The organism is Chitinophaga arvensicola (assembly GCF_900110835.1).
In the GTDB taxonomy this organism is placed as follows: domain Bacteria; phylum Bacteroidota; class Bacteroidia; order Chitinophagales; family Chitinophagaceae; genus Chitinophaga; species Chitinophaga arvensicola.
Map to the genome: position 1 here is coordinate 3178698 of NZ_FOJG01000002.1, position 12831 is coordinate 3191528.

Annotated in this window: 13 protein-coding genes and 2 tRNA genes; 7 read left to right on the forward strand and 8 right to left on the reverse strand. The window is 46.4% G+C overall.

Annotated features, from left to right (window positions below):
• Window position 1 precedes the first annotated feature (1 nt).
• From BMW79_RS29800 to BMW79_RS29815, 4 genes are all read right to left on the reverse strand, one after another.
• Window positions 2-74: transfer RNA gene (locus tag BMW79_RS29800), tRNA-Gly, on the reverse strand.
• Between the two features lie 227 nt (window positions 75-301).
• Window positions 302-1528, reverse strand: coding sequence for a PepSY-associated TM helix domain-containing protein (locus BMW79_RS29805; protein ID WP_089902072.1), 1227 nt, complete (start codon window positions 1526-1528; stop codon window positions 302-304).
• A 167-nt stretch (window positions 1529-1695) separates the two neighbouring features.
• Window positions 1696-1896, reverse strand: a complete 201-nt coding sequence (locus BMW79_RS29810; protein ID WP_089902076.1) for a hypothetical protein — start codon at window positions 1894-1896, stop codon at window positions 1696-1698.
• 105 nt (window positions 1897-2001) lie between these two features.
• Window positions 2002-3021, reverse strand: coding sequence for a glycosyltransferase family 2 protein (locus tag BMW79_RS29815; RefSeq protein ID WP_089902080.1), 1020 nt, complete (start codon window positions 3019-3021; stop codon window positions 2002-2004).
• Window positions 3022-3139: 118 nt separating this feature from the next.
• On the opposite strand from BMW79_RS29815, the gene BMW79_RS29820 reads away from it, so the two are divergent.
• The 6 genes from BMW79_RS29820 (at window position 3140) to BMW79_RS29845 (ending at window position 8143) form a co-directional block, all read left to right on the forward strand.
• Window positions 3140-4288: a sensor histidine kinase gene (locus BMW79_RS29820; protein ID WP_089902084.1), complete on the forward strand. Its 1149-nt coding sequence runs from the start codon at window positions 3140-3142 to the stop codon at window positions 4286-4288.
• Window positions 4289-4368: 80 nt separating this feature from the next.
• Window positions 4369-4452: transfer RNA gene (locus BMW79_RS29825), tRNA-Leu, on the forward strand.
• 266 nt (window positions 4453-4718) lie between these two features.
• Window positions 4719-6011: a DUF2130 domain-containing protein gene (locus BMW79_RS29830; protein ID WP_089902086.1), complete on the forward strand. Its 1293-nt coding sequence runs from the start codon at window positions 4719-4721 to the stop codon at window positions 6009-6011.
• Window positions 6012-6021: 10 nt separating this feature from the next.
• The gene (locus BMW79_RS29835; protein ID WP_089902089.1) at window positions 6022-6651 is read left to right on the forward strand and encodes an HAD family hydrolase; all 630 of its coding nucleotides are present in this window, start codon (window positions 6022-6024) and stop codon (window positions 6649-6651) included.
• A 203-nt stretch (window positions 6652-6854) separates the two neighbouring features.
• Window positions 6855-7490, forward strand: a complete 636-nt coding sequence (locus tag BMW79_RS29840; RefSeq protein WP_089902092.1) for a DUF4136 domain-containing protein — start codon at window positions 6855-6857, stop codon at window positions 7488-7490.
• Window positions 7491-7522: 32 nt separating this feature from the next.
• Window positions 7523-8143 (forward strand): outer membrane beta-barrel protein, encoded by a 621-nt coding sequence (locus BMW79_RS29845; RefSeq protein ID WP_089902095.1) that lies wholly within the window; start codon window positions 7523-7525, stop codon window positions 8141-8143.
• Between the two features lie 79 nt (window positions 8144-8222).
• Here BMW79_RS29845 and BMW79_RS29850 read toward each other — a convergent pair whose 3' ends face one another.
• Together BMW79_RS29850 and BMW79_RS29855 are read right to left on the reverse strand one after the other, a co-directional pair.
• The gene (locus BMW79_RS29850) at window positions 8223-9239 is read right to left on the reverse strand and encodes an FAD:protein FMN transferase (RefSeq protein WP_089902098.1); all 1017 of its coding nucleotides are present in this window, start codon (window positions 9237-9239) and stop codon (window positions 8223-8225) included.
• A 61-nt stretch (window positions 9240-9300) separates the two neighbouring features.
• The gene (locus tag BMW79_RS29855; protein ID WP_089902101.1) at window positions 9301-10479 is read right to left on the reverse strand and encodes an acyl-CoA dehydrogenase family protein; all 1179 of its coding nucleotides are present in this window, start codon (window positions 10477-10479) and stop codon (window positions 9301-9303) included.
• Between the two features lie 147 nt (window positions 10480-10626).
• Here BMW79_RS29855 and BMW79_RS29860 point away from each other — a divergent pair, with 147 nt between their 5' ends.
• Window positions 10627-11064: a YciI family protein gene (locus BMW79_RS29860; RefSeq protein WP_089902104.1), complete on the forward strand. Its 438-nt coding sequence runs from the start codon at window positions 10627-10629 to the stop codon at window positions 11062-11064.
• A gap of 71 nt (window positions 11065-11135) precedes the next feature.
• Here the strand turns inward: BMW79_RS29860 and pyrF are convergent, their stop codons facing one another.
• Both pyrF and BMW79_RS29870 read right to left on the reverse strand, forming a co-directional pair.
• A complete protein-coding gene (gene pyrF, locus BMW79_RS29865; RefSeq protein WP_089902107.1) occupies window positions 11136-11957 on the reverse strand; it encodes an orotidine-5'-phosphate decarboxylase in 822 nt (273 codons plus the stop codon).
• 214 nt (window positions 11958-12171) lie between these two features.
• Entirely contained in the window at window positions 12172-12798 is a 627-nt protein-coding gene (locus tag BMW79_RS29870) for an FMN-binding negative transcriptional regulator (RefSeq protein WP_143059299.1), read from the reverse strand.
• Between the last annotated feature and the right edge of the window lie 33 nt (window positions 12799-12831).

Here is a 12831-nt window from a genome sequence, read left to right on the forward strand (position 1 = left end):
GAGCGAAAGACCGGGCTCGAACCGGCCACCCCGACCTTGGCAAGGTCGTGCTCTACCAAATGAGCTACTTTCGCAGGTATTAAAAACTTTGTTATCTTAAGAACTTTTTCCTTCCGATGGTTTCAGGCCGTTTGCTTTGCCCCGTACCGTTTTCGTTGGGATTGCAAAGATAGGAAACGGACTGAAAACACAAAATTTTTTTTCGATTTTTTCTGAATATTTTTTGCACTGCTATGTATAACAACTTGCTGAAACACAATAGGGAAAAGCATTTCAAGAGAAAATCAGTAATACTTTTTATTTACATTCTGTTCGCTACTGCCGCTTCGCGAATCACTACCGGCTTCTTTTTCGACTTCTTCTGCTTGCCCCACCATACGTAGAAACCCGTTACCGGCAAGGATGCGCAGATCAGGCTGATCACAAATGCGAGAATTTTTCCCGGCAATCCGGCAATAGCGCCTACGTGAATATCGTAGTTCATCGATATCAACCGCTCTCCCCGGTTCCGGTGTGAATCGTTTGTTCTGCCCAGTAAAGCGGCACTGTACTGATCAAAATGTAATTCATCCGAGCCATAAAAAGTTTCACTTCTTTTATAGCCGCCAATAGTATTCACCCCGGCAGAGTCGGAAGCAGGGAAAATAAAAATACGTTTGGACCCTTTCAGGATAGGTTTTGCTTTCTCAAATGCCAGGTCCAGCGGATTGGCACTGACCGGGTCAGCTGTTTTTTTGGAATGACGTTCTACAAAAGCGGGAGGTGTGGTAGTACCGGAGGCCACTACATACACCGTTGCCTGGAACCATTTAAATGCCCATACCATACCCGTAAAGGCGATGATCAGCGCCACCAGCATCGCATAGAAACCAAGCACATTATGCAGGTCGTAATTCACCCGTTTGAAACTGGCATTCCATTTAATTTTGAAACTCTTCTCCCGGTTGGCTTTGTTCCATTTCTTAGGCCACCACATGATCAACCCCGTAATGAGCAGGATCACGAAAATAAAAGTGCCCCAGCCTATCACCGGCTGCCCGTACTTGTCGTTCAGCAACAGGCTCCAGTGAAGCCCTTTCACCACCGAAAAGAAATTATGTTTGTAGTCAATCTTCCCGGTTATCTTGCCGGTATAAGGATTGAGCATCACGGCTTCATAATACTCCACAGTACCAAAATAGGTAAGCGCCGTATCATTGCCCTTATAAGTCATGAATTCCCAGGCATTCGCCGGGTCTGCATAAGTGGTGATATTGAGTATGGGTTTATCCGGACCAAGCGCCGCCTGTGCTGTTTTTTTCAGCTCGCTGACCGGTAATACCGGTGTTTGCTGCGGGGTAACAAATAAGACTTTCCGGTAATAAACATCATTGATTTCTTTCTGGAAAACAAACAAACAGCCGGTAATCCCCAGCAACAGCACAATTAAGCCGGAGGCCATTCCGAGCCAGAGATGTAACTTATCCACCACCCATCTGAAAAGTGATGATTGACGCTTCTTTTTTACCTTATCCGTCCTTTTAAACATACTTACTATCCCCGGTCAATATCACACCGGAGATACAAAAGTCGATGCAAAAAGCCAAATTTCCGGCTCGGATCGGGAATATTATTTACGCAATTGGGAAAGATGGAAAATAAAAAACCTCCACCGGATAACCGATGGAGGCTGGATAATTATGTTAAAGCAGTCGCTTATTTATATTTTGGATTATACAGCGAGCTTTCCTGCACCTTTACTTCCGGTTTACCCTTGTATCTGTGCGTATAAAGTCCGTAGCTAACTCCCACGATGAAGGCCACCATACAAAACAATTGTACGTAAAACAGCCAACGGGAACGGGAAACTTTGTCTATAGTGATGTCGTACTTGTTATCTACTGTATTCTGTTCCATAATCAGTTTATTTCCGGTGCAAACCTACATAATATTTTGAAATTTTCGAATTTTCCCCCGTAGTTATTTTACGGGAGAAAAAAACTTTTTACCTCCTGCTGCTGATTAAATCAGTTCAGAAAACTGCTTATGCCCCAGGAAATAGTACCTCCAGATCATAATCCCGTGAAACACACCACTCATCTTCATCAGCTTCATTTCCGGCAGATTATCCTTTTTCACATATTTCCGGCGCCAGCGGTAATAGTCCTTATAAGCGCGGTAAATGGCGGCCATATCCTTTGGTTTTCCGGCCACCAGGCTTTTCACCCCCGCCAGTATATCCAGGAAGAAACGCTGCACCAGCACAATCCAGCGATCTTCGCTATGCAGGTTTTTCCACAGCATCATCAGGTTATTCCGGAAATTCAGGTACAGCTTACGGGGATTTCCCTGGGGTAAACTCCCTCCGCCCACATGAAACACCCTGGAATCAGGGCAATAACAGATCCGGTAACCGGCCCGCTGCAAACGCCAGCAAAGGTCCACTTCTTCCATATGCGCAAAAAAATCGCGGTCGAAGCCCCCCACCTGGTGAAAACAGGAAGAACGGATAAATAAAGCCGCTCCCGTTGCCCAGAAAATATCTTTTACATCGTCGTACTGACCATTATCCTTCTCCGTGGTATACAGGATCCTGCCCCGGCAAAAAGTATAACCGAGAATATCCATCCAGCCACCAGCCGCCCCGGCATACTCAAATTCCTCCGGGTCTTTATATGCCCTCATTTTAGGCTGACAGGCAGCAATGCGGGCATCCTGTTCCATCAGGGCCACCACCGGCTCTATCCAACCCTCCTCTACTTCCACATCCTGGTTCAGCAATACATAAATATCAGCCTGTACATGCTGCAAAGCATCGTTGTACCCACCCGCAAACCCATCATTCTGCGGATTGCGGATGATCCGGATCTGCGGATAATGCTGCGCCACAAAAGCCACGCTATCATCCGTAGAAGCGTTATCTGCCAGCACCAGCTGCAGGTTGCCGTAGGTAGAACGGCAAACCGATGGCAGGAACTTCTCCAGGAAAGCCTTTCCATTCCAATTTAAAATAACAACTGCTACTGATGGCAATACGGGCAACTGATATTACGTTTATGCGTGAACAATTATTTTTGAGATGCAAATATGCAACAAAGGATTCTAATATTTGCGAATCATTACATAATCAGGTAAGTCGAATAAGGCTTAAATTAGAAGTATGTTTAAACAGTATATCGGATGGAAGTTCATACTGGCCTCCATGGCAGTGCTTATCATCGGCACTACCATTTGGTTCGTAAGTAATTTATCCCGCAACATCCAGGAAGAAGAAAGGAAAAAAGTAGCCACCTGGGTGGAAGCCAACCGCGAACTCCTGCGGGCCAGCTCTGAAGCCAACCTTAACCTGGCCGTAGACATCGTTACCAATAATACCACCATCCCCCTGATACTGACCGACGAAACCGGTAAGATCCTGGATAGCCGCAACCTCGATTCCAACCGCATCGCACAGGACTCCCGCTTTCTCGCGTCAGAACTGCAGGCCTTCAAAAAACAGCACCCGCCGTTTATCATGGAGGTCGACAGCAAACAGAAGTTATACAACTACATCTATTACGGCGACTCCCTCATTCTCCGGCAAATCCGCTACTATCCGTATATACAGCTGATTGTAGTCACCCTCTTTATCGCTATCGTGCTCTTTGCCCTGTCCAGCACCAACCGCGCCACCCAGAACCAGGTATGGGTAGGACTGGCCAAGGAAACCGCCCACCAGCTGGGCACCCCCCTCTCCTCTATGGAAGCCTGGCTCGAAATCCTCCGGGATAATGAAGCCAATGCCTCCATCGTCACAGAACTCTCCAAAGATGTCGACCGGCTGAAACTGATCACCGACCGCTTTTCCAAAATAGGCAGCGTACCCAAACTGGAGGAAAAAGACATCGTGGAACAGATTCAGAACATGACCAATTACATCCGAAAAAGATCTCCCCAGAAAGTAATGCTCACCGTTCACAGCATCGAAGAAGAGCTCCCTGCGATGATTTCTCCCCCGCTTTTTGACTGGGTCGTGGAAAATTTATTAAAAAATGCACTGGATGCCATGGAAGGGAAAGGAAAGATCGATATCACCATCGAAAACCACCCCACCTACATCACCATCGATGTGGCAGATACCGGTAAAGGTATCCCCAAACTGAACTTCGAAAAAGTGTTCAAACCCGGATTCAGCACGAAAAAGCGCGGATGGGGGCTCGGCCTCTCACTCGCCAAAAGAATTATAGAAGAATACCACCGGGGTCGCCTCTACGTAAGATCATCTGAGCTAAATAAAGGCACCACTTTTCGCATCCTTTTGCGGAAATAATTGCCTTTTTCTGGAAATATGAATAAATAAATTTGCTTATTTTAAAAAAGCCATTATTTTTGCACCCCATTCTACCAGATGCGAAGATGGCGAAATTGGTAGACGCGCTACTTTGAGGTGGTAGTGCCTGAAAGGGCTTGGGAGTTCGAATCTCCTTCTTCGCACGAAAGTAAGACCTGCTTTTCAGCAGGTCTTTTCTTTTTTTACCCCCATTCTTAACAATTCGCTCATCTCCCCTTAACCTTCTGCTAACAATTATTCAGCAACTTACAGTCATATCCCTGACAGGAGTATTATCCCATGAAAACCCGATTACCTGTTGTTTGTTTTAGCCATTTAAGGATGCATGAGGAAGGATGGAGCACATTCCTTCCTTTTTTTATTCCGGCCGCCAATCCCCTATCTTTACGTAATTTTTTACTGAGATACTATGGGAACATCAATTACCTGTCCCAGTTGCAAGCACCAGTTTGTCATGGAAGATGCGTTTGCAGCGGATATAGCAAAAGAAATGCGGGGAAAAATGGAAGATGAATGGCGTCGTCGCCTGAAATCTCTCCAGGAAGAAAAGGATACCCTCCTTTCCGAAAGGAACAGGATGGCACTTGAGCGCAAACAGATAGAAACACAAAAGGAACAACAGGAAGAAGAAATTAAGCGCCGTGTACTTTCAGAAAAAAAACAACTCCAGGATTCCCTGGAAGAAGAACTGCGTAAATCCATTTCCGCCGACCTGGGCAGCCAGCTGTCTGCTTTAAAGGAAGCCAACCAGGAACAGGAAGAAAAACTGAAAGAAGCCCGTAAACAGGAACTGGAGTTCCTCCGTAAGGAACAGGATCTCAAAACCCGGGAACAGGAACTGGAAATCGATCTTCAGAAAAAACTCCTGGAAGCCCGTTCCGAACTGGCCGATAAAATACGTAAGGAAGAAGCAGAACGCAACTCCCTGAGAGATACAGAACACCAGCTCCGCTTACGCGAACTCGAAAAACAACTCGAAGATCAACGCAAACTGGCAGAAGAAATGAAACGCAGGGCCGAACAGGGCTCTATGCAGTTGCAGGGAGAAGTACAGGAACTCGTGCTGGAAGAAATGCTTCGCGCCAATTTCCCGTTCGATGAAGTAACTCCCGTAGGAAAAGGTGTTCGCGGAGCCGACTGCATCCAGCTGATCCGTAATCAGTACGGACAGGAATGCGGCCGCATCATCTACGAAAGCAAACGCACCAAAGAATTTATTAAAGACTGGGTAGAAAAACTCAAAGCAGATATGCGCAGCCAGGGTGTAGAGGTAGCTATCCTCGTTACCCAGACCATGCCGAAAGACATGGAACGCTTCGGTGAAAGAGATGGCATCTGGATCTGCACCTTCGCAGAAGTAAAAGCACTTGCCTATGTGCTGAGAGACGGCATCATCAAAATATCCGGCAAACTCCGCTCCCAGGAAAATAAAGGCGACAAAATGCACATGCTCTACGAATACCTCACCGGTGGCGAGTTTGCAGAACAGTGGAAAGCCATCCGGGAAGGATTTATGTCCATGAAATTATCCATACAACGCGAACGCGATGCCATGGAAAAATTATGGAAAGCACGTGAAAAACAACTCGAAAAAGTACTGCTCAATGCCGCACATATCAAAGGCTCCATTGAAGGAATTGCAGGCAGCGACTCTGTAGACCTTCACCTGCTGGAAGATATCTCAGACGATTTACTGGAATAAACATTCACCTATGCAACAAACCGAAAAGAAAAATATCCGCACCATCATCTTCGACCTGGGCGCGGTACTGATCGACTGGAATCCCCGTCATCTCTATCGCCAGCTCTTTTCTTCGGAAGAAGAAATGGAAACCTTCCTGCGTGAGGTATGTACTTCCGACTGGAACGAAGCACAGGACGAAGGACGCACCCTGGCAGAAGGTACCCATCTCCTCGTGAACAGTTTTCCACACCACGAAGAAAATATCCGCGCCTTTTACGGCCGCTGGTCCGAAATGCTGGGCGGTGAAATAACCGGTACAAAAGAAATCCTGCAACAACTGAAAAGAAGCGGCAGGTACCATCTCTATGCGCTCACCAACTGGTCTGACGAAACCTTCCCCATTGCATGGGAATTATACGAATCCCTCCATTGGTTCGATGGCATCGTGGTATCCGGAAAAGAAAAAATGCGCAAACCCGCCCCCGCATTTTTCCAACTGCTTTTAGACAGGTATAACGTAGACGCATCTACGTCATTATTTATCGATGATAATTTACGGAATGTAATCGCTGCCCGTGAGTTCGGTATCGATAGCATTTTATTTGAAAACCCCGAACAGTTAAGGATAGCATTAGAAAATAGATCTATAATAATTTAATACGCTACGTTACTGATTGTCATTGTTAACCCTTGATTTACTTTAGGATTTCCTTAACACTCCCCGGATAAACTTTCTGTAACAAACCCCTATCTAATCCGTTCAAAGAAGAGGAATACGGAAACATGAATGTCAGGATACCAACCTGTTTGGTCCATGACCGTTAACCTGTAGATTTTATTTTTTAATTAATACGCTAGGACATGAAAAGAACATTATTTTTCATCAGTGCCGCTACTGCCCTGGTAGCGATGGTTTCATTCAGCAGCTGTCGTAAAGATCCATTAAAGGATATGACTAACGAAGAGTCGAGGATCTATATCACCAATCATGACAGCACCGCTAATTTTAGTTCATATTCCACTTTCAGTATAGTAGATTCGGTGGCAGTATTGACGCGTACCAGCGACAGTGCAAAGAAAGCATTGACTGACTACGATAAAAAATTAATTGCCTCCGTGAGTGCTGCCATGCAGCAACGGGGCTATACACTGGTGGCCAAATCGGCTAAACCTGATCTGGCGGTGAATCTCACCCGGATCGACAATTCTTACACCAACATCTCCTGGAATCCAGGCTGGTGGGGCGGTGGTGGCTACTGGGATCCTGGTTACTGGGGTTATCCCGGCGGCGGATGGTACTGGCCTTCCTACTACACCGTTTACCAGGTGAATGAAAAACAGGTAGCCATCGACGTATTCGACCTGAAAAATCCAAAAAACAGCAAGTTTATAGCGGTATGGAATGCCCTGTGGCGCGGTTCAGGCGTATGGAGCATCGATAACATCGATTCCATGGTGAAGGCCTCTTTTGACCAGTCACCCTACCTGAAAAAATAATCTTGATTAAGAACTTTTAAACTGACAGGAAGATGAAAAAGATAAGAAACTGGATATTGATTTTTGCAGGATGTTTTGCTGCCCAGGCAGTATCCGCACAGGTTCGTCCCCCTTTATCCGTAGATATTAATTATTCTATCACACAACCCCTCGGTTCCTTAAAGGACTATTCCGATAAAACCAGCTTCCGTGGCTGGAGCGCAGGATTGCAATACATGCTGAATGATCAGTGGTCTGTTGGTGTACGTTCCGGATTCCAGGACTTCTACCAACGTCTGCCACGCGCCGTATATCCCGATAAACAAGGAGATGTATCTGCCGTTCAGTCACGTACCCTGCAGGTAATTCCGATCCAGGCAACCGTAAGCTATGCTTTCACCAAACCGTCTGCGGCCGTGATTCCATACGCGACTGTTGGAGTAGGTGCTGCTAATATGAATTATGAAAAATATTGGGGTGAGTTTGTAGAAAAAGACAACAGCTGGCAATTCCTGGTAAGCCCTGAAATAGGCATCAACGTGCCTTTTGGAAAGGCATCGCCAGTGATGTTCAATGCCAATGTGCGGTATAATTATTCTCCTTACAAAGTTGGCGATATTACCAACTTTAATACCATCCAGGGAAATATTGGATTGAAGTTCTCACTGAACTAAATCCTTTTGTGTCCATATTCTAAGAAGAAAGCGTGAGAGTGAGTCCCGTTCGTGTAACCAGCGAACGGGACATTTTTTTTTAGAATTCCATATACGCTTTAAAGCCCTTGCTGAATGCTTCTTTAATGCCACCATCGGCGTCTTTATAGATGTAAATCGCTTCCAGTCCATGTTCCGGATGCTGCGCTATATAAGCTAATCCTTTCTCTACCCCCATCAGGATAAGCGGATTATCAAACGCATCTGCCGTAAAACAATCTTTTGCAATCAGCGTTACACTGATAATATTGTTATGCAGCGCAACGCCTGTCAGGGGATGAATGGTATGCGCAAAACGGGTGCGTCCCTGGTCAAAAAAACGCCGGTAATTTCCACTGGTGGCAATACCCTTGTCCGGCAGCCGCACAAGCCCCTGTACCGGCTCATAAGCCGTATCTCCCGGCGATGGACGCTCTATCCCCACACTCCATACTTTGTGCTGATGATTGTGCCCCTTTGCACATAATTCTCCTCCCACATCTACCAGGTAATTATTTATGCCCAGCTGCTGCAGGAAATGCCCTACCACATCTACGGTATATCCCTGTGCAATGCCATTGCAATCTATCTGTACCCCCTTCTTCGTGGTGGATAATTCTTCCCCTTTCACACGGAGGTAACGGGAACCAATATACGCTAGTGCAGCTTTAATACTATCTGGCGGCGGCACCCCTTTAAAAGAGGGTTTGTTCACCCCAAACCCCCAAAGGTACACCAGGGGCTTTACCGTAATATCAAACAGTCCGTTCGTAGCCTTATTGGTCGTCAGCGCTTTCTGAATCACCGCTTTCATGTGTTCATCCATCGTCACTTTGCCGGTAGCGTTAAACTGGTTGATCAGCGAGCCTGGTTTGTACAGCGACAGCGACTGGTCAATTACACCAAACAAAGAGTCGATGCGGGGTTGCAGGGAAGTGGTATCTGTAGATAAATATTTTACAATGTAGTAGGTCCCCTGGGCCTTTCCTTCGCAGGCCACCAGTTTTAGTGCCGGTGCATCCTGTGCCCGGGTGTTGGCAGACCACAATAGCGTGGCCAGTAAAAAAAGTCTTTTCATGTATCCTTTTCTGCCGCGCGGACGCGGCGTTTATTTAGCGCATGCGCAACTAACAACCCATTTATTTAAATGCATCCAGACCGGTAACATCCATGCCGGTAATCAGTAAATGTATTTCATGTGTGCCTTCGTAAGTCATCACGCTTTCCAGGTTCATCATATGCCGCATCACAGGGAATTCGCCGGTGATACCCATGCCTCCTAAAATAGTGCGGGCGTTGCGGGCGATATTGGCGGCTACTTCACAGGAATTGCGCTTGGCCATGGAAATCTGTGCAGGCGTTGCCTTTCCTTCATTTTTCAATACCCCCAGCCGCCAGTTCAGCAGCTGCGCTTTAGTAATTTCCGTAATCATTTCCGCCAGCTTTTTCTGCGTCAGCTGAAATCCTGCAATAGGACGGCCAAACTGAATGCGTTCTTTAGCGTATCTGAGGGCCGCTTCGTAGCAATCCATCGCAGCGCCTATTGCCCCCCAGGCAATGCCATAACGCGCCGAAGAAAGGCAGGTTAAAGGCCCTTTCAGGCCGCTGGCTCCCGGCAGGATATTTTCTTTCGGCACTTTCACATTATCAAAAACCAGTTCACCTGTAGCGCTGGCCCTTAAACTCCACTTACCTTTTGTTTCCGGTGTAGTGAAACCTTCCATACCCCGCTCTACAATGATACCACGGATAACGCCGGATTCATCCTTTGCCCATACCACAGCAATATCTGCAAACGGTGCATTGGAAATCCACATCTTGGCGCCGTTCAATATCACATAATCACCTTCTGCCCGGAAATTGGTCAGCATACCGGAAGGATTGGAACCATGATCCGGCTCTGTTAGGCCAAAACAGCCCATCAGCTCACCGGTGGCCAGTTTGGGCAGGTATTTCTTCTTCTGCGCTTCGCTGCCGAAAGTAAAAATAGGATACATCACCAGCGATCCCTGTACCGAAGCGGTAGAACGTATGCCGCTATCCCCCCTTTCCAGTTCCTGCATCATCAGTCCGTATGCAATATGATCCATACCACCTCCGCCATACTCTACCGGAATAGTCGGGCCAAAACAACCCAGTTGTCCCAATCCATCTATAATCTGTGTCGGGAAGGTGGCCCGCTGGCAATAATCTTCAATGATCGGAGATACTTCCTTCTTCACCCATTGCCTTACCGCACTGCGGATCATCAAATGCTCTTCCTTCAGTAAATCATCAATGGCAAAGTAGTCAGGTGACTGAAACAGATCTTGTTGCATTAACTACAGGTTTAATACCCAATATAAGAAATTACCCATTAAGAACGGCGGCCACCGGGAGATTTAAGCCATAACATGGATAAAATTCGGGGCTGGTCTCACGTAATTTCATGACAAGTTTGTACCTTTCCTTCAAACTCGAGAGATATGGCAAGCAAAGTATTACCTGCGCTGTTGCTATTGGGATTTTTAGTCGTTGTGATGCTATCATTTCACCCCACACCATTACAATCAATTGCAGGGAAAATACTCCCCCCAAAAGTCAGATCAGGCGCACCTGCAGAACTAAAACGTTACTGGATGGTTCTTTTAAAAAAAGGGCCGGTAAGAAACCAGGATACCGCACTTGCAGCAAAGATCCAGCGTGGTCATATGGACAATATCAATCGACTGTCTGCAGCCGGAAAACTGGTGGTAGCAGGTCCTTTTGAAAATGATGAAACGCTGCGTGGTATTTTTATCATGGATTGTAAAGACAGTCTGGAAGTAGTGTCGCTGGTGGACAAAGATCCGGCAGTGGTATCCGGTAGACTGATCTTTGAAGTGAAGCCCTGGTGGACGGTAAAGAACTGTATGTTTAAATAATTCCGGGAGATACCGGTACCTGGTATTGGCCTGATAATCGGACCATTCCCGGTACCGGTAGCTAAAAATATTTACACCGCTGCTGCGATCTTATTCAGGTATCCGGCCATTTCCTGCTGATACTGACGGGCAACATTACGGGCATCTGTAGCAAAATCTTCTCCGTTACCGGCATAAATAATGGCGCGGCTGGCATTTACCAGTAATCCGCAATCTTTATTCATGGCCTGTGTGGATATTTCTTCCAGGCTTCCACCCTGCGCACCTACGCCGGGTACGAGAAAGAAATGATCCGGTACCAGTTTGCGGATATACCCGAGTTGTGAAGATTGCGTAGCACCAATCACAAACATCAGGTTTTCCGGGGTACCCCATTCCATACCTGCTTTCAACACTTTTTCAAACAGGAACTCATCGCCTATCTGCTGCATCTGGAAATCCTGGCTGCCTTCGTTGGAAGTTAATCCAAGCAGGATGGCCCATTTTTCAGAAAACTGCAGGAACGGTGTAACACTGTCGCGGCCCATATAAGGCGCTACGGTCACGGAGTCGAACTTGTAAGTGTCGAAAAATGTTTTGGCGTACTGGGTAGAAGTATTACCTATATCACCGCGTTTTGCATCTGCAATAGTGAATATACCGGAAGGGATATACTCAATGGTGCGTTGCAAACTTTCCCAGCCGCGCATACCCATACTTTCGTAAAAGGCAGTATTAATTTTATAAGCTACGCAAAGATCTTTCGTAGCATCAATAATCGCCTTGTTAAAGGCAAACACCGGATCTGCATGAGAAAGCAGGTGTTTTGGAATCTTTTGTATATCTGTATCCAGTCCTACGCACAGGTAAGACTGCTTTTCCTTAATCAGATTCACCAATTCCTGTCGATTCATAGTCGGTTAATTTGGGGCGCAAAGCTAAGAAAAACTTAAGCAATCACGCTTCTTTAAACATATTATGATTACCTGTATTTGAAAAACAACGCTATTTATTCACTGTGGTAGTTGTGGTGTACCGACAATGCTGACATATTTTTAACGCGGAAGATTAAAATAAAGATATTCCTTTTTGGGATTACGGCCATCACAAAAAATAAAATGTTGGCATCTATTTTCCGGAAGGTCTGCGGGCTTCCATTTCTGCTGCCACACGCAGGGAATTCTCGTCGCCCAACGCCTTTAAGTGAGCGATTACACTGTAATAATCGGCGTCTTTTTTATTCTGGCTCAGTTTATAATTGGCATTAACGTCCCGGATACTCATTTCAAATCCCACGATGGCTTTTACGTTGTTCCGGAGCGTTTTATCATCGATATCACTCATATGTACCGGGCAGGCAGATGCCGCTTCATAATGATCCATCAGGTCGCCCAGCGCGGCCACTACTGCTGCTTCTTCCTGTATCCGGATGCTGCCGTGGATATGTACCGCCATATAATTCCAGGTAGGAATTCTTTCTTTCTCATACCAGGAAGAGGAGATATAGGCATGATGACCGGAGAATACTGCCAGTCCTTCGTTTTTTTCAAACCATTCCCACTGCGGGTTGATCCGTGCGATATGTCCGCGCAGCACAAATTCACCAGGTGTTTTTTCCACGAGTGTCATCGGGAGATGCGTGGCATGAGGTACGCCGGCAGGGTCTGTATTGACCAGCAACCCAAATCCATTTTCCCTGATAAAATTGGCGATAGTATCCCAGTTGGTTTCCCGGGTGAGTTTTGAAATGTACATAAGCGCGGCATGATGAAAATGCGGGATCACAGA

Excerpts from the sequence above, each read along its gene's own strand:
- BMW79_RS29830 (WP_089902086.1), top strand. The coding sequence starts at position 4,719 with ATGGGAACATCAATTACCTGTCCCAGTTGCAAGCACCAGTTTGTCATG.
- BMW79_RS29810 (WP_089902076.1), bottom strand. The coding sequence starts at position 1,896 with ATGGAACAGAATACAGTAGATAACAAGTACGACATCACTATAGACAAA.
- BMW79_RS29805 (WP_089902072.1), bottom strand. The coding sequence starts at position 1,528 with ATGTTTAAAAGGACGGATAAGGTAAAAAAGAAGCGTCAATCATCACTT.
- pyrF (WP_089902107.1), bottom strand. The coding sequence starts at position 11,957 with ATGAATCGACAGGAATTGGTGAATCTGATTAAGGAAAAGCAGTCTTAC.
- BMW79_RS29860 (WP_089902104.1), top strand. The coding sequence starts at position 10,627 with ATGGCAAGCAAAGTATTACCTGCGCTGTTGCTATTGGGATTTTTAGTC.
- BMW79_RS29835 (WP_089902089.1), top strand. The coding sequence starts at position 6,022 with ATGCAACAAACCGAAAAGAAAAATATCCGCACCATCATCTTCGACCTG.
- BMW79_RS29870 (WP_143059299.1), bottom strand. The coding sequence starts at position 12,798 with ATGTACATTTCAAAACTCACCCGGGAAACCAACTGGGATACTATCGCC.
- BMW79_RS29855 (WP_089902101.1), bottom strand. The coding sequence starts at position 10,479 with ATGCAACAAGATCTGTTTCAGTCACCTGACTACTTTGCCATTGATGAT.
- BMW79_RS29845 (WP_089902095.1), top strand. The coding sequence starts at position 7,523 with ATGAAAAAGATAAGAAACTGGATATTGATTTTTGCAGGATGTTTTGCT.
- BMW79_RS29850 (WP_089902098.1), bottom strand. The coding sequence starts at position 9,239 with ATGAAAAGACTTTTTTTACTGGCCACGCTATTGTGGTCTGCCAACACC.
- BMW79_RS29820 (WP_089902084.1), top strand. The coding sequence starts at position 3,140 with ATGTTTAAACAGTATATCGGATGGAAGTTCATACTGGCCTCCATGGCA.
- BMW79_RS29840 (WP_089902092.1), top strand. The coding sequence starts at position 6,855 with ATGAAAAGAACATTATTTTTCATCAGTGCCGCTACTGCCCTGGTAGCG.